The sequence below is a fragment of the Acidovorax sp. Root275 genome (genome assembly GCF_001428965.1).
Taxonomy (GTDB): Bacteria; Pseudomonadota; Gammaproteobacteria; order Burkholderiales; family Burkholderiaceae_C; genus Acidovorax; species Acidovorax radicis.
Window position 1 is genome coordinate 167,599 of sequence record NZ_LMJH01000009.1, and the last position, 21,836, is coordinate 189,434.

Consider the following 21,836-nt stretch of genomic DNA (forward strand, 5'->3'; position numbering starts at 1 on the left):
GGTTCAGCGCATCAACGTACCGACCCCATCGCCGCCCGCATAGGCCTCCAGTCCAATGGCCACCACGGTGGCCACGTCGTGACCTACTTCGGTCCGGAACTCGGCTTCTGCCTGTGCCACCGCATCCCGGAACGCCTGCAGCCACGCCAGGCCCGTGGTCGTGAAACACACGCGGCGCGCACGTGCGTCCAGCGGGTCGGCCTCGCGCGTGACCAGGCCCCAGGCCTCGCACTGGTCCACCAGGTTGGCCATGGCCTGCTTGGTCATGCCCGCACGCTGGGCCAGGTCGGTCAGCCGGTCGCCCTGCAGCGCCAGGTGGCGCGTGATGTGCACATGGGCTGCGCTCACCTGGTCGCGCGCCGCCAGATTGGACAGCGCCAGCGGCACTTCCACGTTGTGCGCCATGAGCTGCAGCACGCGGGCGTCGAAACGGCGCATGGCGTGGCCGAACAGGCGGCCCAGGTGGGTCTGGCGCCAGCCGTCTTCGGCAGGGGATGGAAGGGACAAATCAGGCATCGCTGAATTGTCAGGCAAACTGACCAAATTATCCTTGAATGCCTTCCGATAGCTCGCATAAACTACTGTTCAAGCATCCAGCCTGTGATTAATTGCAGAGCAATGCAAACATCCAACCTGTTGTTTTTCAAGGAGTTTTCTCATGGACGTCGCAGTCAAAGGCACCAACCCCGCATTGCCCGTGAACACCGAAAAGGCCAAGGCCCTGGCCGCCGCGCTCGCCCAGATCGAGAAACAATTCGGTAAGGGCACGATCATGCGCCTGGGTGAAGGCGAGGTGATTGAGGACATCCAGGTGGTCTCCACCGGCTCGCTGGGCCTGGACATTGCCCTGGGTGTAGGTGGCCTGCCCCGTGGCCGGGTGGTCGAGATCTACGGCCCGGAATCCTCGGGCAAGACCACGCTCACGCTGCAGGTGATTGCCGAGATGCAAAAACAGGGCGGCACCTGCGCGTTCGTGGATGCGGAACATGCCTTGGATGTGCAATACGCCCAGAAGCTCGGGGTGCAGCTGTCCGACCTGCTGATCAGCCAGCCCGATACCGGCGAGCAGGCGCTGGAGATCGTGGACAGCCTGGTGCGCTCGGGCGCCGTGGACCTGATCGTCATCGACTCGGTCGCAGCCCTCACGCCCAAGGCCGAAATCGAAGGCGAAATGGGCGATGCCCTGCCCGGCCTGCAGGCCCGCCTGATGAGCCAGGCGCTGCGCAAGCTGACCGCCACCATCAAGAAGACCAACTGCATGGTCATCTTCATCAACCAGATCCGCATGAAGATCGGCGTGATGTTCGGCTCGCCTGAAACCACCACCGGCGGCAACGCGCTCAAGTTCTACGCCTCCGTGCGCCTGGACATCCGCCGCACCGGCACCATCAAGAAGGGCGACGAAGCCATCGGCAACGAAACCAAGGTCAAGGTGGTCAAGAACAAGGTGTCGCCCCCGTTCAAGACGGCCGAGTTCGACATCCTGTTCGGTGAGGGCATCAGCCGCGAGGGCGAGATCATCGACATGGGCGTGACCGCCAAGATCGTCGAGAAGTCGGGCGCCTGGTATGCCTACAACGGAGAGAAGATTGGCCAGGGCCGCGACAACGCGCGCGAGTTCCTGCGCGAGAACCCCGACCTGGCCCGTGAAATCGAGAACAAGGTGCGCGAAGGACTTGGCATTGCGCTGCTGCCCGACGCACTGCAAGCCCCTGCCGCCGCCGCGAGCGAGTGAACTCCGAAACTTCAAACAAAATAGGCCTCCAGCGCTTGATTGACAAGCGCTGACAGCTATCAAATTTGAAGCGCAGAGATTCATGGGATTCACCACGCTCTCGCTCAAGGGCCGGGCCCTGCGCCTTCTGAGCCAGCGGGAACATTCCCGCAGCGAGCTGGCCACCAAGCTGGCGCCCCACGCGGAGAGCCCCGAGGAGCTGGCCGCCCTGCTGGACCTGCTGGTGGAGCAGGACTGGCTGAGCGACCAGCGCGCGGCCCAATCCCTGGTGCATCGCCGGGGCCCCCGCCTGGGTGCCGCCCGCCTGGTCCGGGAACTGCGCACCCGGGGCGTGGCCGATGAGCTGGCGCGCGAGGCCACGGCTCCGCTGCTGGCCACCGAGGTGCAGCGCGCGCGCGAGGTATGGCAGCGCAAGTTTGGCCAGGTGCCTCTGGACATGAAAGAACGCTCGCGCCAGGTCCGCTTCCTGATGGCACGCGGCTTCACCCTGTATGCCATCCAGAAAGCCATTGGGGGCGACACGGAGGACGAAGACCCTGGCGCTGCCTGACCCAGGCCGGCAGCCAACGTGTCCGCTGACCAGGCCCGGTCAGCGCTGCATTGGCAACTCTGCGGCGGTACCGCTGGCTGATGGTGCCGCAAGCACCTCGGGCGGCAAGGGTGCCCACCGGGCATCCAGGCCATTGGGATTCACCACATACACGATGGCCTGGCCCGAGCCCCGGTCGCTCAGGATGCCCGTGATCCACGGGGCGTGTGCGGACACGCTGCCCGGCACAGGGTGCACGCTGTCCTGCGACACCACCCCCACCAGGCGCTCCACCAACAGCACCACCGGGCGGCCCTGGCTCGTCACCACCACTGCCACGGCCCGCCGAGGGTCGGCCAACGCAGACAGGCCCGCAATGCGGCAGGCGTCATAGGCTGGTGCCATGCGGGTCCCGCCTTCGTGGGCAATCTCCAGCATGCCAGCCAACTGCGCCGGACCAGGCACCTGCACCAGGCGCGCGGCCGACATGGCCTGCTGCACATGGGCGCTGTCAATGGCCAACAACAAGGCGCCACAGGCCACCACGCCATAGCGGCGCACGTTGCCACCGGCCCCGTTCACGGATGACTGCGGCAGGGCCAGCGCACTGCTGCTGGCCACGGCGGGCTGCACGGGCATCAGCAATACGGAATACACGGGTTCCCGGTACCCGTCGTCGCGCTTGAATTCCCGGTATCCGGTGCTGGCCGCAACACCCGCCAGATAGTCCTGCCCTTGCCAGCGCACGCGCTGCGCGGTGGCGGGCATGGCGGACGCCGTGGCCACAGAGGGAGTTTTTCCGGCGGGCCCGGGCTGCCGCCCTGCAGCGCCTGTCGGCACCGCAGCCCGCGCGATATCGGCTACAAAAGGCAGCACAGGTGGCGCGCCGCCCTGGGCGGCATCCGGGCCATCCTCGTCGGCGCTGGCCAGCACGCGCCCCTGCGCATCAGTGAAGAAGCCGCGCATGGCCTGTCCCTGCGGCAACGCATCGCGCAGCATGGCTTTCAGCTCGGTGGCGCAGTTGAAGGCCAGGGCAATGCCACCCACCACCGGGCCACCCGGCGCGGTGCGCAGCGCAGCGCAGTACACATAGGCGGGCAAGCCGTCGGCCAGCGCCTGGGGCAGCATGGGCGACACGGCATAAGCCTGCGCACCCTGCAAGGCCAGGGTGCGCCGCACCAGGTCGGCATCCAGCTGCAGGTCGGCGGGCAGCGTGTTGGCATCGCAAGACACAGCCACCACACGCCCCTGGCGGTCAAACAGCGCCACGCGCCGGTACACCGTATAGAGGCTGTTGAGGTGCGCGAGGATCTGCGCCGCGCGCTGTGCTGCAGCTGCCGATTGCTCCGGCGCGCCCCGGGCCTGTATGTCTGTCAGCGCATGGGCCAGCTCTTCAGACAGGGCCCACCAGCGGCAGTCGTTGGCGCGTTCGTAGAGATTGCGGTCCATGATGCGGACCGCCAGGCCGGCATGGACCTTCATCTCGGCGCGGCGCCCTGCCAGCAACAGCCCGCGCAGTTCCTGGATGGCACCGTCGAAGACGGCAATGGTGTCCTTGCCCGTGCGCCCGATCTGGTCAAACACGGCATGGATCGACGAACCTGCGCTCACCGCCGATTCGGCCACCTTGCCATTCCAGATCACGCGGGTCAGCCCCTCCTCGATGGCGCGGGCGCGTTCCACAATGGCGCGCAGCATGGGATCGTCCACTTCCATGCCTGCCGTCTCCACCGGTGCCTGCGCGCCACCGGCCCCAGCGCCAATGTGCTGGGCAGCACCCGCTGCAGAGTCCGGCGTAGCTTGCTCGCCCTTGAACGCCGCATCCAGTCGCACCAGCGCCACCGCCCGCCAAGGCAGGCCTTGGTAGCCCTGGTAGCCCCGGGTGGTGCGGGCCTGCGCCAGATAGTCATGGCCACGGTGCGTGCAGGGGCGGGCATCGAGTGACTGCAGAGAGCCGGTGGCCAGGAACTCGCCCACCGAGAATTCAGCCGGCTTGCTGGACGCAATGACACGGTCACTGCCATCCACCAGCAACAACGCCACGCGGTCCTCGGGGTCGCGCAGGTCGGCAAAGATCGACTCCAGCTCGGAATGGAGCCCGAAGCGCAGCACCACGGCACCACAGGCGCGCCCCTGGGCCGACGCGACCCGGTGCACGTACAGCAACAGATCGCCTTCGCCGGGATACCAAGCCGAGGCACCATAGTGCTCGCCATAGCCGGGACGGTCCATCGCGCCGCGCCACCAGGCGGGCTCCTGCGCAACCAGGGCCTCGCTCACCTGCCGGTCCTCCAGGCCTAGCAACGGATGGGCGTAGGCATCCAGCAGCAGGATGTCGTCGTAGACGGTGTATTTGGCGCGGTACTCTTGCAGCCGGCGGCGCAGCAGCGTGGCGGTATCAGGGTCGCCGTTGTCTCCCGCCGCCTCCACAAAGGCCACCAGCGGTCCATCGGTAGCGATGAAGCCCACATCGGCCGTGCGCTCGAAAAGATTGCGCACCAGGATGTCGATGGCCACCTGGGCCCGCGAGGCCAGGTCGCCCAGGCGATTGCTCAGGTGGGTGGTGGCAATGTGCTCCACCATTTCCTGCGCGAGCGTGGCAAACGCCGTGCGCGTCTGGTCCAGGGTATGCAGGAAGCCCGCAGCCTCGCCAGGGCACACGATGCGCGCAGTGGTGTCGATGACCTCCCAGCGAAGGTCCAGGCGCTGCAACGCAGCTTCGAGCTTTTGCAGCGACCGCATTTGCGGCGCCACGATGTCGTAAGACAGTGGAAAACCCATCAGCCCCCCCAAAAAACTCACGGCGTGCGCCAGCGGGCCTGGCACGGTCAGCGGTCTGGAATCAGCTTAAACGATTCCGATGGAGGCGCCCAAAGAAAAAGCGCGCCAGATCTGGCGCGCTTGAGAATCTACCGGGAAAGCAGGAGGATCGGAAACCCGCCGCGGTTCAAAGGCCCAGCATGAGCTGCAGGTTCTGCACGGCGGCTCCGCTGGCTCCTTTGCCCAGGTTGTCCAGGCGCGCAATCAGCACGGCGTGGCGGTGTTCTTCGTTGGCAAACACGCGCAGCTCCAGCTTGTTGGTGTCGTTGAGCGCCGTGGCATCGAGCTTGCCGTCGGCCGTGGCGGGCAGCACGCTGACCCATTGCTCGGGAGTGTTGCTCTTGGCATAGTGCGAGGCCAGTGCATCATGCAGGTCAGCCGCCTTGGGGGCGCCAGGCAGCAGATCCAGATGCAGGGGCAGCTGCACCAGCATACCCTGCCGGAAGTTGCCCACCGAAGGCACGAAAATCGGGCGCCGCGTGATGCCGGTGTAGCGCATGATTTCGGGCAGGTGCTTGTGCTGCAGGGTCAGAGCGTAGGCCTCAAACAGTGGCGCAGTGCCAGCTTCGTAGGCTTCGATCATGGTGCGGCCTCCACCGGAGTAGCCGCTGACCGAAGGCAGTGCCAGAGGGAAGTCCTTGGGCACCAAGCCTGCATCCACCAGGGGGCGCAGCAGCGCAATGGCGCCTGTGGCGTAACAGCCGGGGTTGGCCACACGGTCCGCCTGGGCCACGGCTTCGCGCTGGCCCGGGGCCAGCTCGGGAAAACCAAACACCCAGCCCGGTGCCGTGCGGTGGGCCGTGCTGGCATCAATCACCTTGACCTTGCGGCCCGTGCTCTGGGCAATCTCATCCACCATGGCCACGGTGTCGCGCGCGGCGTCGTCGTGCAGGCACAGGATCACCAGATCGACCCCGGCGATCAGATCGCGTTTGGCTGCGGGGTCCTTGCGCAACTCGGGCGCGATACTGACCAACTCGATCTGCGGCATGGCCTGCAGACGCTCGCGGATCTGCAGGCCCGTGGTACCGGCTTCGCCATCGATAAAGACTTTGGACATGGGGGTGCTCCTGCAAAAAAGGGCGGCAGCGTCTGCCAAAACGATCCACAAAAGAGACAAAAACCAGCCACCCGGCGGGGACAGGGGGCCGTCAGCTACGCACAAGAATGGTGCATTGCAACATGATACAGTTGCTGGTTGCCATGTTCCCAGCCCGCGGCCAGACATTTTGTTGTTCATGGTAAACGGGTAACCACCATCCTTCCCTGAGAGAGACCTCATGAAGATTCACGAATACCAAGGCAAGGAAATCTTGCGCAATTTTGGTGTGCCCGTTCCGCGCGGCATTCCCGCATTCACGGTGCAAGAAGCCGTCGAAGCAGCCCAGAAGCTCGGCGGCCCTGTGTGGGTCGTGAAGGCCCAGATCCACGCCGGTGGCCGTGGCAAGGGCGGCGGCGTGAAGGTTGCCAAGACCATTGAAGACGTCAAGCGCATCTCGGGCGAAATCCTGGGCATGCAACTCAAGACGCACCAGACCGGCCCCGAAGGCCAGAAGGTCCGCCGCCTGTACATCGAAGACGGCGCCGACATCAAGAACGAACTGTATGTATCCCTGGTCACCGACCGCGGCACGCAGAAGGTCGCCCTGATCGCGTCGAGCGAAGGCGGCATGGACATCGAGGAAGTGGCCCACTCCACCCCCGAGAAGATCATCACCGAGATGATCGACCCCATCGTCGGCATCACCACCGAGCAAAGCAAGAAGGTCGCAGCCGCCATCGGCCTGACCGGTGCCTCCATCGACCAGGCCGTAGACATCTTCGCCAAGATCTACAAGTGCTACATGGAAACCGACGCGTCGCTGGTGGAAATCAACCCGCTGAACTGCGACTCCAAGGGCAACCTGATGGCCCTGGACGCGAAGTTCAACTTCGACGCCAACGCGCTGTTCCGCCACCCTGAAATCGTGGCCTTCCGCGATCTGGACGAAGAAGATCCGGCTGAAGTGGAAGCCTCGAAGTTCGACCTGGCCTACATCAGCCTGGATGGCAACATCGGCTGCCTGGTGAACGGCGCCGGCCTGGCCATGGCCACCATGGACACCATCAAGCTGTTCGGCGGCGAGCCCGCCAACTTCCTGGACGTGGGCGGCGGCGCCACCCCCGAGAAGGTGACCGAAGCCTTCAAGATCATGCTCAAGAACCCCAAGGTCGAAGGCATCCTGGTCAACATCTTCGGCGGCATCATGAAGTGCGACACCATCGCCACCGGCGTGATCACCGCCTGCAAGGCCGTGAACCTGAACGTGCCGCTGGTCGTGCGCATGAAGGGCACGAACGAAGAGCTGGGCAAGAAGATGCTGGCCGAGTCCGGCCTGCCCATCATCGCTGCAGACACCATGGCCGAAGCTGCGACCAAGATCGTTGCTGCCGTCAAGTAAGCCCGGAGAACACACATGTCGATCTACATCAACAAAGACACCAAGGTCATCACCCAGGGCATCACGGGCAAGACGGGCCAGTTCCACACTGAAAAGTGCCAGGAATACGCGAACGGCAAGAATGCCTTCGTGGCAGGCGTGAACCCCAAGAAGGCCGGCGAGTCGATCTTCAACATCCCGATCTACGCCTCCGTCAAGGAAGCCGCATCGCAGACCGGCGCCACCGTGTCGGTGATCTACGTGCCGCCCGCAGGCGCTGCGGCCGCGATCTGGGAAGCCGTCGAGGCCGACCTGGACTTGGCCATCTGCATCACCGAAGGCATCCCGGTGCGCGACATGCTGGAAGTGCGCAACAAGATGAAGGCCAAGGAAGCCGCTGGCGGCAAGCGCACGCTGCTGCTGGGCCCCAACTGCCCCGGCCTGATCACGCCCGACGAGATCAAGATCGGCATCATGCCCGGCCACATCCACCGCAAGGGCCGCATCGGCGTCGTGAGCCGCTCCGGCACGCTGACGTACGAAGCCGTGGCCATGCTGACCGAAGTGGGCCTGGGCCAGTCGAGCGCCGTGGGCATTGGTGGCGACCCCATCAATGGCCTCAAGCACATCGACGTGATGAAGGCCTTCAACGACGACCCGGACACCGATGCCGTGATCATGATCGGCGAAATCGGCGGTCCTGACGAAGCTGAAGCCGCCCAATGGTGCAAGGCCAACATGAAGAAGCCTATCGTGGGCTTCATCGCTGGCGTGACCGCCCCCCCCGGCAAGCGCATGGGCCACGCCGGCGCTCTGATCTCCGGTGGTGCCGACACGGCCGATGCCAAGCTCGCCATCATGGAAGAGTCGGGTTTCATCATCACCCGCAATCCGTCGGAACTGGGCAAGCTGCTCAAGGCCCAGCTGAAGTAAATCTCGCCGCGACCGTTCGCGCAACAACGGACGCCTCGGGCCGAGCGGCTTGAGAGGCGAGTCGAGGCGAATCTCCAAAAAAGCGCCCGGTACCAAGGTTCCGGGCGCTTTTTTCGTTTTCAGAAAGCGTGCTGCCGAAGTGGCTCCCGGGACATCACGTCCAACCCGCCCCTTGTTGTGACAAAAATGGCATTGCGATTGGCACAACCGGCCTAACGCGACAGGATCGGTCATCGAATTCACCGGGAGATACAGGTTTCGCACAGTAGGACGCCTGACGAGGCCCCCCCTAGCCCCGGCTTAAATATTGCTTTCAGTACCATCCAATACAGAGAGTGGAACAATAGCAAGTGGGACGAACAACCTCGGGACGGTGGCTTGGCATGTGGTGTACCGATGGTTTGCGGGGCGCACTGGCTGCGGCGGTGGTCGTGGCATTGTGCGCGGCCACCGGCGGCTTTCAATGGCTGGAGTACCGCATATATGACGCCGCAACGAGCGTCACCACCCCACCTCCTTTGTCTGAAATTGCCATCATTGGCATTGACGATGCCAGCCTGGCAGCTCTGGGAAACTGGCCCTGGTCTCGCGATGTGTATGCCAAGCTGATTGATCAGCTTTCGGCGGCAGGCGCCAAGGCCATCGTCTTGGCCCCCTCTTTTGCCGAGCCGCAGTCCGATCGCGGCTTAACCTACATCCGCAGAATGCGGGACACCATTGCGCGCGCGGGGGACACGTCCTTGCTGGCATCAGAGCTGAACCGTGCCGCCGACGAGGCGGAGAAGGTGCTGGATACCGACGCGCGCCTGGCCGCCAGCATCCAGCGCGCCGGGAATGTATTCCTGGCCTCGCGCTACGCACTGGCAGGAGGGGCCCACACACCGCTGCCTGCCTATGTCCACCGCAGCGTTTTTCCGGCCCCTGGGAGCTTTGCAATCCCTGCGACGTCGGCGCAGCACCCAATCCCGGAGCTGGGTTCAGTGGCTGCGGGCGTCGGCCACTTGTCTGTGGTCCTGGATGAAGACGGCCGCTTGCGCCGCATTCCACTTCTATTGGGATACGACAACGTCGGCGTGCCCTCGTTGGCACTGTTAGCGGCTAGGCACAGCCTGCATCTGGGCCAGGGAGAGCTCCGAATCCAGACAGAGCCCCACGGTTTCCGGATGGGCGGGCTGCAGGTAGCCACCGATGCCTCCGCGGTGATGTTCCCGCGTTTTCACGCAGCACCGGACGGTGCCTCCGCATTCCCTGTGGTGTCCTTTGCCCAGGTATACGGCGGCAAATTTCTGCCCCAGGCCTTCAAGGACAAAGTCGTGCTGGTGGGAGAAACCAGCAACGCACTGGTTGCCCCATGGGTCCAGTCCAGTACGCGGGCCATGTACCCCGTCGAGGTGCTCGCACACACCCTCTCCGCGATCAGGCAAAGTCTTGGCGTGCAACGGCCTGCGTGGGCGCTAGCGACGATTTGGGGTACTGCATTGGGTGCACTGCTCTTTGTAGCACTGGCACTTCCCCGACTTTCCCGCCCGGCCGGATGGGCTCTGAGCACTTCGCTGTTGCTCACTCTCGCTGCGACCGAGTGGAGCTTGCTGCGTTATGCAGGGCTGTGGATTCCTATGGGACCTGGTGTGCTGGCCTTGTTGGGGGGCCTCGCTGCATTTACCGCACTGCGCGCGTTTGGCAAAAGAGGTCAGGCCCCCTCTGCGGAGACCGCAGAAACCGATCGCATGATGGGCCTCGCCCTGCAAGGGCAGGGCCAGTTGGACATGGCATTTGAGCGCCTGCGCAGGGTGCCGCCCAGCGATGCCCTGATGGACAACCTGTACCACCTGGCGCAGGACTTTGAACGTAAGCGCAACTTTGCCAAGGCCAAATCGGTTTACAAACACCTCCTGCAGCACAACAAGGGGTACAAGGATGCACACGTGCGGTACAAGCGCGTGCGGGCTCATCTGCAAAAGGAAACAGGCGCCCCCTCCAGCACGCCCGCATCGATCCCCCCGACCGCCGCCCCACACCTGCCAGGTGATGCGGCGACCGGCATACCCATGCTGGGGCGCTATCAGATAGACAAGGAAATTGGCAAAGGCGCGATGGGTGTCGTCTATTTGGGAAAAGACCCAAAGATTGGACGTGTGGTTGCCATCAAGACCCTGGCGCTCGGAGAAGAATTTGAGGGCGACGCGCTGATCGATGCGAGAGCCCGCTTCTTCCGCGAGGCGGAGACAGCAGGGCGCCTCCAGCATCCCTGCATCGTGACGATCTTCGATGCTGGCGAAGAACATGACTTGGCCTACATCGCCATGGAGTTCCTCAAGGGCGCGGATCTGGCACAGGCCTGCCGGGGCGGGCAGCTCCTGCCGGTGGCCACGGTGATTTCCATCGCCGCGCGCGTTGCCGAGGCACTGGACTACGCCCACGCGCACAACGTGGTGCACCGCGACATCAAGCCTGCCAACATCATGTTCGACAGTGCAACAGACGCTGTGAAAGTGACGGATTTTGGGATCGCGCGCATCACGGACTCCAGCAAGACACGCACCGGATTGGTTCTGGGGACCCCCAGCTTCATGTCACCAGAGCAACTCGCGGGCAAGAAGGTGGATGGCCGATCAGACCTGTACTCACTGGGCGTCACTTTGTTCCAGTTGCTCACCGGACACTTGCCATTGCGAGGCGAGTCGATGACCGAGCTCATGCACAAGATTGCCAGCGTGGACGCGCCCGACATTCGCCAGCTTCGTCCCGATCTCTCCCCCGCCGTGGCGAGCGTGGTAGCCCTGGCACTCAAGAAACGCCCCGAGGCCCGGTACCAGACCGGCCGCCAATTCGCCTCCGACCTGCGGCAGGCGGGCTTGACAGCCGGACAGGCGGGATCGCCGGAGCCGGGAGCAGTCGTCTATGATGCGGTCCGCGATGCAACAGGGCATGAAATGGCGGATTTTGAGAAAACCGTGATGGAGCCACCCACTGGGCGGGGTGCAGCATCTCCGCCGATTTCAGGCGCCCGATGACGCTCGCCCCAACATCCATGACCTATGAATTTTTCGCGCGAACCGACAAAGGCCGCGTGCGCACCAACAACGAAGATGCGGTGGCAGTCGACCGGGACGCGCAGGTCGCCATCCTCGCCGATGGCATGGGCGGGTACAACGCCGGTGAAGTGGCAAGCGGCATGGCCACCACATTCATCCGCACCGAGATGGCCCGCTGGCTGGGGCAGACCGGTACCACACCCCAATCCACTGATGTGCGCCGAGCTCTGGAGATCTGCGTCGAAAACGCCAATCACGCCATTCTGGGAGCCTCACTGTCCAATCCACAATATGCGGGAATGGGCACCACCCTGGTGGTCGGGGTCTTCCATGGCAGCCGCCTCATCCTGGGACATATCGGCGACTCTCGCTGCTATCGACTGAGAGATGGGACCATGCAACAGATCACGCGCGACCACTCCTGGCTGCAGGAACAGGTTGACGCAGGCCTGCTCACCGCCCAACAAGCCGCGCTTTCGTCCAACCGCAACCTCGTCACCCGTGCGCTGGGCGTAGAGCCCAATGTCATGATGGAAGTCAATGAATTTCAGGTGGCCCCGAATGACTTGTTTCTGATGTGTTCAGACGGCCTCACAGACATGGTCGCGGACGCAGACCTTGCGGAATTGGTGCGCGCACCGCTGCCATTGGAGGAAAAAGCCACATTGCTCATCGACACCGCCAATGCGAACGGTGGTCGTGATAACGTCAGCGTACTGCTGGTGCAAGCGGCTGCGGGAGGCAAGAAGCGCGGCCTTATGTCCCGATTGCTAGGGGCTGCGTAAGTGGCTCCGACTACAACAATTACTCATCACATCAGGAGTGGATCATGCCCAGAATGATCGTTTCAATCGACGGGGTTGTCATCAAGGAAGTGCAACTGACCAAAGAGCGCACTACGCTTGGCCGCCGCCCCTACAACGACATCGTGATCGATAACCTCGCCGTGAGCGGCGAGCATGCCGTGATCCATATGGCAGGCCAGGATGTGGAGATTGAGGACCTGGGAAGCACCAACGGGACCTACGTCAACGCCAAGGCGGTCAAGCGGCAGGAGTTGCGCAATGGAGATACCGTCGAAGTCGGCAAGTACAAGATCCGCTTCCTTCACGAGGCGGAGGGTCAGAACTTCGAGAAGACCATGATCTTCAAGCCGGGCATGGTGCCTCCTTTGGGCACGGCATCCCGCCCCAGCCCGTTGGGTGCAGGTTCTGCCGCCCCCGTGATTTCTGCAGTGATCCGTGTAGTGTCTGGCGCCGCTGCCGGGCGGGAAGTGTCGCTGCAAAAGGTGGTGACGACCATTGGCAAGCCCGGCGTGGCCGTTGCCTCCATCACCAAGCGGCACCAGGGCTTTGTGCTGGCCCATGTCGAGGGCCCCGATATGCCGCTGCTCAATGGCGCATCTATCGGTGCATCGCCCGTGCCTCTCAAAAACGGTGACCGCCTGGAACTGGCCGGCACGGAAATGCAGTTCGAACAGAGCTGACAGCCGCGACCGGGCCGCGGCCCAACCAGGCAATTCATCCGTCTCCATTGCCGCCGGAACCTATGCGACAGCGACTCTTGCATCTGTTCCGGCGCCACGCCAGGCGCACAGCGGTCACCTTGATTCCGCTGGCGTTTGCGTTGTTGCACATTTCTGGCGTTCTCCATCTCCAGGTCCTGGAGCGGCTCGAAAACATCATCTATGACACCCGGCTGCGTGCGACCATGCCGCGCACGCTGGACGAGCGCATTGTCATCATCGACATTGACGAAAAGAGCCTGGACAGGGTGGGACACTGGCCTTGGGGACGGGACAAGCTCGCCGCCTTCACGCGAGAGCTGTTTGAACGTCAGCAAGCCTCCGTGGTGGGATTTGACGTCCTTTTCGCGGAAACGGATGGAAGCTCCGGCCTCGCAAGCCTGGAGCGCCTGGCACAGGGGGCTTTACGGGCCCAACCGGGATTCAAGGAACAGCTAGCACGCCTGACTCCCACACTCGACTATGACGCGCGCTTTGCCCGCGCTCTCCAAGGCCGACCAGCAGTTCTGGGCTACTACTTCACCAGTGACCGGGACGGAAGAACGAAAGGTGTTTTGCCCGCGCCCGCGTTGCCCACTGAAAGACTCCGTGGCCTGCCATTGCGAGCAACCTCCTGGGGAGGATACGGCAGCAATATTGCGGAACTGGCACAGTCCGTGCCCGCTGCGGGCTTCTTCAACTCCGTGACCGATGACGACGGTGTCGTCAGATCCCTTCCCTTGCTCGCGGAGTACCAAGGGATTTACTATGAATCCTTGGCTCTGGCGATGTTTCGCACCTTGCTCGATTTGCCCGAGATTTACCCCAGCTTTGTCAGCACCACACCTCAAGGCACCCACGACACATTGCACAGCATCGTGCTGCGCCAGGACGGCCGTGAGCTTACCCTGCCTGTGGACAACAAGCTAGCGACACTGATCCCTTTCCGCGGCGCTGGCGATGTCAATGGCGGCTCATTTCGCTACATTTCCGCGTCGGATGTTCTGGACGGCAAGCTGCCACCCCACAGTCTTCAGGGCCTATTGGTGCTGGTGGGCTCGACAACCCCCGGTCTGCTCGACCTACGCGTGACCCCTGTCGGCCGGACCTACCCCGGCGTGGAAACCCATGCCAATATGCTGTCCGCCTTTCTCGATGGGAAAAGCATCGTGCGACCAGACTATGCCGTGGGCTTTGACGCCGCCCAGCTGCTCTGCGCGGGTGTCCTGCTGGCCCTGGCTCTGCCCGCGCTTTCCGCCACTTCGGCGGTACTCCTCAGTCTGGGAGTTGTTGCAGCGCTTGCAGGGATGAACCTGTGGCTCTACCTCACCCAGGGCTTGGCGATGCCCCTGGCCACGGTGATCGTGATGGCAGTGCTCGCATTCGCGCTCAACATGGTCTATGGCTACTTTGTAGAAAGTCGATCCAAGCGGGAGTTGGCCGCGCTGTTCGGTACCTACGTGCCACCAGAGCTCGTGGACGAGATGGTCAAGCAACCTGAAAACTACAGCATGCAGGCTGCGAACCGCGAACTGACCGTGATGTTCTGCGACATGCGGGGCTTCACTGCCATGTCGGAGCAAATGGAACCCCTTCAGCTGCAAGCCCTGCTCAACGACGTGTTCAGCCAGCTGACCCACATCATTCGCAGCCACCGGGGCACCATCGACAAGTACATGGGGGACTGCGTGATGGCATTCTGGGGCGCGCCAGTTCCGACAGAAGAACACGCGCAACTCGCCGTGCAGGCTGCGCTTGACATGGAACGGGCGGTAGAGCAAATCAACCGCTCACACCAGGAGCGCAAGCTGCCGGAGATTGGTATCGGCATAGGACTCAATACCGGCACCATGTGTGTGGGCGACATGGGCTCGGACATTCGGCGCAGTTACACCGTGATTGGTGATGCCGTGAACCTTGGATCGCGTCTGGAAGGCTTGTCCAAGCACTACGGCGTGCGCACTGTGGTGAGTGAAACCACCCAGGCTCAGGCGCCACAGTTCACTTGGCAGGAGCTGGACCGCGTGCGTGTCAAAGGCAAGGCCCAGGCGGTGGCCATTTATTCGCCGCTGGCAGAACTGAACGCCATCACGCCGCAAAAAGCCGAAGAAATATCCATCTGGCAACACTTCTTGGAAACCTATCGTGCCCAGGACTGGGCACAATGCGGCAAACTGCTGATGAACTTGAAGCAAACCGCCGCCCCCTCTGCCCTCTACGATCTGTATGCCACCCGCGTGCAAGCCCTGCAGGGGCAGGCCTCTGACCCCGAATGGGACGGCGCCACCAATTTCGACACCAAATAGATAGGTTGGCCCATGAAGGTTCGCGTGCTGGGTTGCTCCGGAGCCATCGCCAAAGATTGCCGAACCACTTCCTTCCTCATCGATGACAACATTTTGGTCGATGCGGGCACGGGGGTCGGCGACCTGACACTGGACGAAATGCGCAAAATCGACCATGTGTTTCTTACACATTCGCACCTGGACCATATTGCCGCGTTGCCGCTGATGCTGGATGCCGTTTCATCGTTGCGCAATGCCCCCTTGAAAATCTATGCCTTACAGCCGACGATTGCGGCACTGCAAACTCATGTGTTCAATGGAACGATCTGGCCAGATTTCAGCGCGATCCCGACTGCCGAGCAGCCGCTTCTTCAATACACCCATGTTTCGGTGAGCCAGCAGATAACCATCGGGACTCGCCTCTTGGAAGTTTTACCCGCAGTACATACGGTGCCAGCAGTGGGATATGGGATCCGCGGAGACGCTGGATGGTGGGCATTCAGCGGCGATACAGCAAAAAACCCTGCCTTTTGGGCATGGGTCAACGCGATGCCGGTGTCTCAGTTGGTTGTCGAAACCGCATTTAGCAACCGCGAAAGCGGACTAGCAGCAAAGAGCCTGCACCTATCTCCCAATAGTCTCGCCCGGGAGCTCAAGCAGCTCCGCGCGGACCGATCCTTTCCTATCTACATCACGCATACCAAGCCATCAGAGACAGCGCTCATCATGGATGAAATTCGACAGTTTGATGCAGAGCCGTCGCTTGATGTGTGCAGGGCACACGACATACGATGGTTGGAAGCTGGACAAGTTTTTGAACTGTAACAAATCATCCATCGTGACAATGATGGCAGAACAAAAATGTCACAAAAAGTGACTTCTGCAGCCTCAGGGTTCGTTATCCAGAGCTTACGCCAGAGAGATGGCAGGACTTCCAAAGAAGGTGGCACGTAAAGTGCTTTTAGGTCATCAACCTGGAGAGCTGTTCGACAGGTGTTCACATGCAAACTGCCCCAAGGAGAATTTTTATGAAGCGTTCCCTGCAAAAAGGTTTTACCCTGATCGAATTGATGATCGTGGTAGCTATTATTGGTATTTTGGCGGCTGTGGCCTTGCCTGCATACCAAGACTACACTGTGCGAGCAAAGGTGTCGGAAGGAATTATTGCTGGATCCAGTGCTAAGAGTGTGTTGAGCGAAGCATTCCAGTCCGATGGCATCACCGGTTTGTCGTCTGCAGCAACAGCCATTAACGCAACCCTCACTAATCAAAAGTCCTCTAAATATGTTCTTAACTATTGCGTTGGCGCTGCCGTAACAACGCCCACTGCGGCCCTCTGCCCAGCAACAGGTGCGATTGCTAACTGGATTATTTCGGTGGCTATTGCAGCCAATGCTAATAACGGTATCCCCGCGGGTCTGAACGGGATGACCATTGTGTTGGCACCCAATGTTCAGAACAACATTCCAGTGGCCACCTCGCAAGGTGCCATTGACTGGGCTTGTTCTAGTTTGACCAACCAAGCAGCAACGGCTCGCGGTTTAGTTAACCGACCATTGGGCACCTTGACGGCAAAGTATGCCCCTGCAGAATGCCGTTAATTCTTGAAATTCACGGGCTTTAAACCCTGATACTTGAAAGGCGCGAAAGCGCCTTTTTTTATTGGTTTGTACTTTTATATGAAGCTTCAGAATCGCTGGTATTTCGCTGTCCGTTGGGCGCTGCGCCACGCTTTTGTCAGCCTGGCAGTAGGGTTGATTTCTGCTGTGCTGGTATTTCAATGGTGGTATCCCATGCCTTATCGCCAAATGTTAGGGGTAGGCAATATATTTATCTTAGTCTTGATCGTTGATATTGTATGCGGCCCGTTGATGACCTTGGTGTTGGCAAGCCCCAGCAAGTCAAAAAGGGAAATGGTACTTGATCTTTCTTTAATTGGGATAATCCAAGCAATTGCATTGATATACGGCATACATGCAGTTTGGATTGGACGTCCTGCAGTGTTGGCTTTCGAAAATGATCGACTGATTGTCATTTCTGCCAACGAAATTGAACATTCAGATTTGATACAAGCACCAGAGGGGCTACGTGTACTACCCTTCAGTGGAGTCTTAAAAGTAACAAGCCGCAAGCCCAAGGACAATGCGGAATTTCTTCGTAGCATTGATCTTTCACTCGCAGGCCTTTCGCCTGCGATGCGCCCCGCTCGGTGGGAACCAATCGAAAATCAACACCACCAGATGCGGACCAAGGCTAAACCGCTGGCTGAACTTATTGCGCGACGCTCAAACAAATCTGCCGAGCTGAATATAGCTGCGAGCCATGCCGGCTACAAAGTGGAGGCCTTGACCTATCTTCCACTCACTAGCAGTAAGACAAGGGAGTGGGTGGCGCTGCTCAATCCGTCAATGGACATGGTCGGTTATGCGCCTGTGGATGGTTTCGATGAATAAATTTAGTCTTACAACCATAACTGTGATACCGCTTGTTTTTTTAGAACACCATAGCCCCTGATTTACCACCACGCTTTTCTATCACCCGTACATCATGGATCGACATAGCCCGGTCCACCGCCTTACACATATCGTAGATAGTGAGTAACGCAATCTGTACCGCAGTAAGCGCCTCCATCTCTACCCCAGTAGGGCCATGGGCTTCCACGGTAGCTAAACACGATATTCCGATGGCCCCAGAATACCGGCTGCCAGCCAACTCAAAATCGAGAGCTACTCGCGTCATTGCCAACGGATGGCATAACGGAATCAAGTCACTCGTCTTCTTGGCCGCCTGAATTCCCGCTATCCGAGCAATAGCCAGCACGTCCCCCTTCTTGGCGGTGCCAGCCTCAATCAGTGCCAGGGTTTCGGGCAGCATCTCAATCCGTCCGCAAGCGACTGCAACCCTATGGGTAGCAGGCTTTGCACCAACGTCCACCATGTGGGCTTGGCCTTGGGCGTCGAAGTGCGTAAGTGATGAAGGCATAGTGCTTTTGCAACCAGTTGATTCGAATAGGAAACCCTGGGCAGGCCGGGCATCATACGATGCATGCAGAACTCACCATGCACATGCTGTGCAAGCCCACGGACGCGCGCAAAATTTTCTCAAAAAAACAGCTTGGAATCGCTCCAGCGGATGTTTTTTGGGTTATTTTTTGCTCTTTTTTTGATAGCAATTCAATTTGCAAGTATTACTTCGGCCCGCGCTCAGAGCTCACTCCCCACCCTCGGCGACCCCAGCGACCTCACCACCAGCGCAGAGCGCCGCCTGGGCGACCGCATCATCCGTGAACTCTACAGAGACCCTGACTATATCGACGATCCCGTCATCGCAGACTATGTGCAAGGCATCTGGCGTCCGCTGTTGGCGACTGCCAAGGCACGCGGAGAACTATCCCCGGAGTTGGACGAACGCTTCGCCTGGGAGATTCTCCTTGGTCGCGACCGAACGGTAAATGCGTTCGCATTGCCTGGCGGATATCTGGGCGTGCATCTGGGCCTGATCGGGGTTGTCACCACCCGTGACGAACTCGCCTCGGTGCTGGCCCATGAACTCAGCCACGTCACGCAGCGCCACATCTCGCGCCTGATCACGCAGCAGAGCAAGCAAACACCCTTACTGCTGGGGGCGATGATTCTGGGTGCCCTGGCGGCCAGCAAGAACCCCGGTGCCACACAGGCGCTGGTGGTGGGGGGGCAGGCTCTGGCCATGCAGAATCAGCTCAATTTCTCGCGCGACATGGAACGCGAGGCGGACCGCATTGGTTATGGCCTGATGGCCCCCGCCGGGTTCGCTCCGCAGGGCTTTGTGAGCATGTTCGACAAGCTCCAGCAGGCCAACCGGCTCAACGACAACGGCTCGTGGCCGTATCTGCGCAGCCATCCGTTGACCACCGAGCGCATGGCAGACATGCACTCGCGCATTCCTCCTGGAGAGCTACCCGCTTCAGCAATGCCATCGACGTTGGAGCATGCCATGGTCGCAGCACGTGCCAGGGTACTGGCCAATCCTGGGGTGGACACACTGCGCCAGTGGATTGCCGAGCCGCAAAGCTCCGGCTTTGTGGCCCAACCCGCCCCCAGGCGTGCGGCGGTGCTGTACGCGGCGGCGCTGGGCAGCAATCAACTACGGGATGCTGCGGGCGCGCGCACCGCCGCGAAGAAACTGGAGGAGCTGGTTCGCAGCGATGCCCCAGCCCAACGCTTGGCAAAGTTGCTGGCAACGGAGATCGAACTGGCCGCAGGCGACGCCGCTGCCGCTGTGAGCATCCTGGCGACGGATACGAGCAGAAGCACCCATCGACGCCCTGAACTGGTTTTACGCTCACAGGCCCTGCTGCGCGCTGGACGTGCTGCTGAGGGCACCGGTGCCCTCCAGACCTGGGTCGCCACACACCCTCGGGACGCCACGGTGTGGCAGCTTTTGGCATCCACCTGGCAGGCCCAAGGCCAAGCACTGCGCGCGGTGCGTGCTGAAGCGGAGGCACACGCAGCCCGCTACGACTATGCAGCCGCTGTAGACCGCTTCAAGGCAGGCCAGGATCTGGCGCGGCGAGGAGGTCCCCAGGTGGACCACATCGAGGCATCCATCATCGATACCCGGCTGCGCGCAGTGGAGTCACTTCTTCGCGAACAGGCCGCCGAGCGCTGATTCAATCAGCACACCCAGCAGCGAATAGATCAGAGATCCGAGCAGCGCCGCACCGAAGCCATTGACGTGGAACCCCTCCAGCACGCTGGCGGCGGCCCAGAACATCAGCGCGTTGATGACGAAGAGGAAAAGACCGACGGTGACGATGGTGACCGGCAGCGTCAGCACCACCAGCACGGGCCGCAACACCACGTTGAACAGGCCAATGACAAAGGCAGCGATCAGCGCGGAGGTAAAGCTTTGTACTTCCACACCGCTGTAGACATAGGCCACGAACAGCAGCGATGCGGCGCTGAGCAACCATTTCAGGATGAGTTTCATGGGCTGAGAATAGCACTGGCTCGGTGGAGCAAGGAAATTCGCGAGGCTGGTTTTGAATCTCCAGAATCCGGCCCCAGCCGAGGGTGATCTATTCGAGAGCCAGTACCCACAGCGCACCAAAACCGGTGAGCAGACTGCCCAGCAGCGTTCCGGGCGGGGGCGACCACCGCTTGTCCTGACGTGTCGACTCTTCTGCCGCATCCATCTTCGGCCGCCGCGCATCTACCACTTGGGCGGCGGAGGTTCCCGCCGCTTGCAACTGGTCCGTCAGTTCCGCCAGCGGCCCCTTGGCCAGCACGGTGGTCACTCTGTCCGTCGGCACCCGCAGCCCGGGAAGCATCTGGGCAAACAGCTTGTCCGCCCACTTGGCGCGCCAGTTCTCACGCGCGCTGTGGCTCACCCATTTGCTGATGCGGTGGGTCATCCGGGGCGCGCAGGCGACCAGCACCCATTGTGTTCCAGCAGCTGCGCCGCGCGCGAACAAAGGGGCGAGCACCTGCTGCGCATAAGCCGCGTCGTCTACATACACGATGACTCTATCCATACTGCCTCCCGTTGAAGACCAAGGAAAAAAGGGGGCTGAAGGCCCCCTTTTCCAAGTCGATTCAGATTGCCCGCCCTTTAGCCTTGCTGCTCGGCAGGCGCTGCCGCCGCACGCCGCGCAACAATGAACTTGCCAGCCAGCAGAACCAGCAGGGCGCCCGCCACGCTGGCGCCGTACTTGACTACATCGGTCTGTGGCAGCTTGAGCATCCACTGCCACTTGTCAGGGTTGGAGAAAGCGGGGTCCGTCACCAGCATGCCGCCAGCAATCCAGCCCAGCAGCATGCCGCCGAGCGTGATGATCATCGGGAAGCGTTCCATGAGCTTGATGACCAGCTGGCTGCCCCAGACGATGATCGGGATGGAGATCAGCAGGCCCAGCACGACCAGCAGGAAGGAATGTTCGCCCGCATTCTGCGCAGCGCCTGCAATGGCAATCACGTTGTCCACGCTCATCACCAGGTCGGCCACGATGATGGTCTTGATGGCCGCCAGCAGCTTGTCGCTGCCCTGCACGTCGCCATGGCCGTCTTCGTCGGGAGCCAGCAACTTGACGCCAATCCACACCAGCAGCAGCGCCCCCACGAACTTGAGGAACGGCAGCGCCAGCAGGGTCATGGCAAAGGCGATGAGGATCACACGCAGAACGATGGCCCCTGCGGTACCCCAGATAATGCCCTTGGTCCGCTGGGCGGGGGGCAGCTTGCGGCAGGCCAGCGCGATGACCACCGCGTTGTCGCCGCCCAGCAAGATGTCAATGATGATGATCTGGCCGAGTGCGAGCCAAAATTCGGGCGAAGCCAAAAATTCCATAAATTCCTCAGTATCAATACGCGCGAAGGGGGAGCTCGCCGCCACTGTAGCGCCGACTCCGCCCAAGGGATAGAGGACCTGCGGCCGGATGATCAAGGACTGCCCTGGCGGGCATGAATGCGAAAGGACAGCCTTGATCAGCCCCAGCGGGCCCATCAAAGGTCTTGCTCAGCCCGGCGCCCCTTGCGGTATGCGCTGAACCCGGACCGCCGGAAGCGATGCTTCGCTTCGTATTGACGACGGTTCCGATG

General features: G+C 61.4%; 19 protein-coding genes. 12 read left to right on the forward strand and 7 right to left on the reverse strand.

The genetic code is table 11. The features are described 5' to 3' along the window. Positions 1-3: 3 nt before the first annotated feature. Positions 4-516: a MarR family winged helix-turn-helix transcriptional regulator gene (locus tag ASE52_RS15895; protein WP_057227485.1), complete on the reverse strand. Its 513-nt coding sequence runs from the start codon at positions 514-516 to the stop codon at positions 4-6. Between the two features lie 142 nt (positions 517-658). Here ASE52_RS15895 and recA point away from each other — a divergent pair, with 142 nt between their 5' ends. Continuing rightward, the gene (gene recA, locus ASE52_RS15900) at positions 659-1,735 is read left to right on the forward strand and encodes a recombinase RecA (RefSeq protein WP_057227487.1); all 1,077 of its coding nucleotides are present in this window, start codon (positions 659-661) and stop codon (positions 1,733-1,735) included. Positions 1,736-1,817: 82 nt separating this feature from the next. Beyond that, complete coding sequence (gene recX, locus ASE52_RS15905) at positions 1,818-2,285, forward strand: recombination regulator RecX (protein ID WP_010464513.1); 468 nt, start codon at positions 1,818-1,820, stop codon at positions 2,283-2,285. Between the two features lie 39 nt (positions 2,286-2,324). Here recX and ASE52_RS15910 read toward each other — a convergent pair whose 3' ends face one another. Then, entirely contained in the window at positions 2,325-5,090 is a 2,766-nt protein-coding gene (locus tag ASE52_RS15910) for a chemotaxis protein CheW (protein WP_206743051.1), read from the reverse strand. 121 nt (positions 5,091-5,211) lie between these two features. Next, entirely contained in the window at positions 5,212-6,144 is a 933-nt protein-coding gene (gene argC, locus ASE52_RS15915) for an N-acetyl-gamma-glutamyl-phosphate reductase (protein WP_057227491.1), read from the reverse strand. Between the two features lie 220 nt (positions 6,145-6,364). Between argC and sucC the strand changes: the two genes are divergently transcribed. The 9 genes from sucC to ASE52_RS25735 all read left to right on the forward strand — a co-directional run bounded on the left by sucC (position 6,365) and on the right by ASE52_RS25735 (position 17,714). Further along, on the forward strand, positions 6,365-7,525 hold the full coding sequence (gene sucC / locus ASE52_RS15920; RefSeq protein ID WP_057227493.1) for an ADP-forming succinate--CoA ligase subunit beta: 1,161 nt from the start codon (positions 6,365-6,367) through the stop codon (positions 7,523-7,525). Between the two features lie 15 nt (positions 7,526-7,540). Beyond that, positions 7,541-8,437, forward strand: a complete 897-nt coding sequence (sucD, locus tag ASE52_RS15925; RefSeq protein ID WP_010464520.1) for a succinate--CoA ligase subunit alpha — start codon at positions 7,541-7,543, stop codon at positions 8,435-8,437. Positions 8,438-8,820: 383 nt separating this feature from the next. After that, positions 8,821-11,451: a serine/threonine-protein kinase gene (locus tag ASE52_RS15930; protein ID WP_057227496.1), complete on the forward strand. Its 2,631-nt coding sequence runs from the start codon at positions 8,821-8,823 to the stop codon at positions 11,449-11,451. A 17-nt stretch (positions 11,452-11,468) separates the two neighbouring features. Further along, complete coding sequence (locus ASE52_RS15935) at positions 11,469-12,257, forward strand: Stp1/IreP family PP2C-type Ser/Thr phosphatase (RefSeq protein ID WP_010464524.1); 789 nt, start codon at positions 11,469-11,471, stop codon at positions 12,255-12,257. Between the two features lie 44 nt (positions 12,258-12,301). After that, complete coding sequence (locus tag ASE52_RS15940; protein WP_010464526.1) at positions 12,302-12,958, forward strand: FHA domain-containing protein; 657 nt, start codon at positions 12,302-12,304, stop codon at positions 12,956-12,958. A 62-nt stretch (positions 12,959-13,020) separates the two neighbouring features. After that, positions 13,021-15,282, forward strand: coding sequence for an adenylate/guanylate cyclase domain-containing protein (locus tag ASE52_RS15945; RefSeq protein ID WP_057227497.1), 2,262 nt, complete (start codon positions 13,021-13,023; stop codon positions 15,280-15,282). Positions 15,283-15,294: 12 nt separating this feature from the next. Then, the gene (locus tag ASE52_RS15950; protein WP_057227499.1) at positions 15,295-16,086 is read left to right on the forward strand and encodes a 3',5'-cyclic-nucleotide phosphodiesterase; all 792 of its coding nucleotides are present in this window, start codon (positions 15,295-15,297) and stop codon (positions 16,084-16,086) included. A gap of 203 nt (positions 16,087-16,289) precedes the next feature. Beyond that, entirely contained in the window at positions 16,290-16,862 is a 573-nt protein-coding gene (locus ASE52_RS25215) for a pilin (protein WP_082606907.1), read from the forward strand. 33 nt (positions 16,863-16,895) lie between these two features. Further along, positions 16,896-17,714 carry a fimb protein gene (locus ASE52_RS25735; RefSeq protein ID WP_140426250.1) on the forward strand — a complete coding sequence of 273 codons (819 nt, stop codon included), beginning with the start codon at positions 16,896-16,898 and terminating at the stop codon, positions 17,712-17,714. A gap of 40 nt (positions 17,715-17,754) precedes the next feature. Here the strand turns inward: ASE52_RS25735 and moaC are convergent, their stop codons facing one another. Continuing rightward, a complete protein-coding gene (gene moaC, locus ASE52_RS15960; RefSeq protein WP_057227503.1) occupies positions 17,755-18,243 on the reverse strand; it encodes a cyclic pyranopterin monophosphate synthase MoaC in 489 nt (162 codons plus the stop codon). 180 nt (positions 18,244-18,423) lie between these two features. Between moaC and ASE52_RS15965 the strand changes: the two genes are divergently transcribed. Next, on the forward strand, positions 18,424-19,908 hold the full coding sequence (locus ASE52_RS15965) for a M48 family metalloprotease (protein ID WP_057228477.1): 1,485 nt from the start codon (positions 18,424-18,426) through the stop codon (positions 19,906-19,908). Here the strand turns inward: ASE52_RS15965 and ASE52_RS15970 are convergent. The 3 genes from ASE52_RS15970 to ASE52_RS15980 form a co-directional block, all read right to left on the reverse strand. Further along, positions 19,876-20,229 carry a phage holin family protein gene (locus ASE52_RS15970; protein ID WP_010464537.1) on the reverse strand — a complete coding sequence of 118 codons (354 nt, stop codon included), beginning with the start codon at positions 20,227-20,229 and terminating at the stop codon, positions 19,876-19,878. The two genes, ASE52_RS15965 and ASE52_RS15970, sit on opposite strands and share 33 nt — an antisense overlap. 88 nt (positions 20,230-20,317) lie before the next feature. Next, a complete protein-coding gene (locus ASE52_RS15975) occupies positions 20,318-20,773 on the reverse strand; it encodes a hypothetical protein (protein WP_057227506.1) in 456 nt (151 codons plus the stop codon). 77 nt (positions 20,774-20,850) lie between these two features. Then, positions 20,851-21,585 (reverse strand): TerC family protein, encoded by a 735-nt coding sequence (locus ASE52_RS15980; protein WP_010464541.1) that lies wholly within the window; start codon positions 21,583-21,585, stop codon positions 20,851-20,853. Positions 21,586-21,836: the final 251 nt, after the last annotated feature.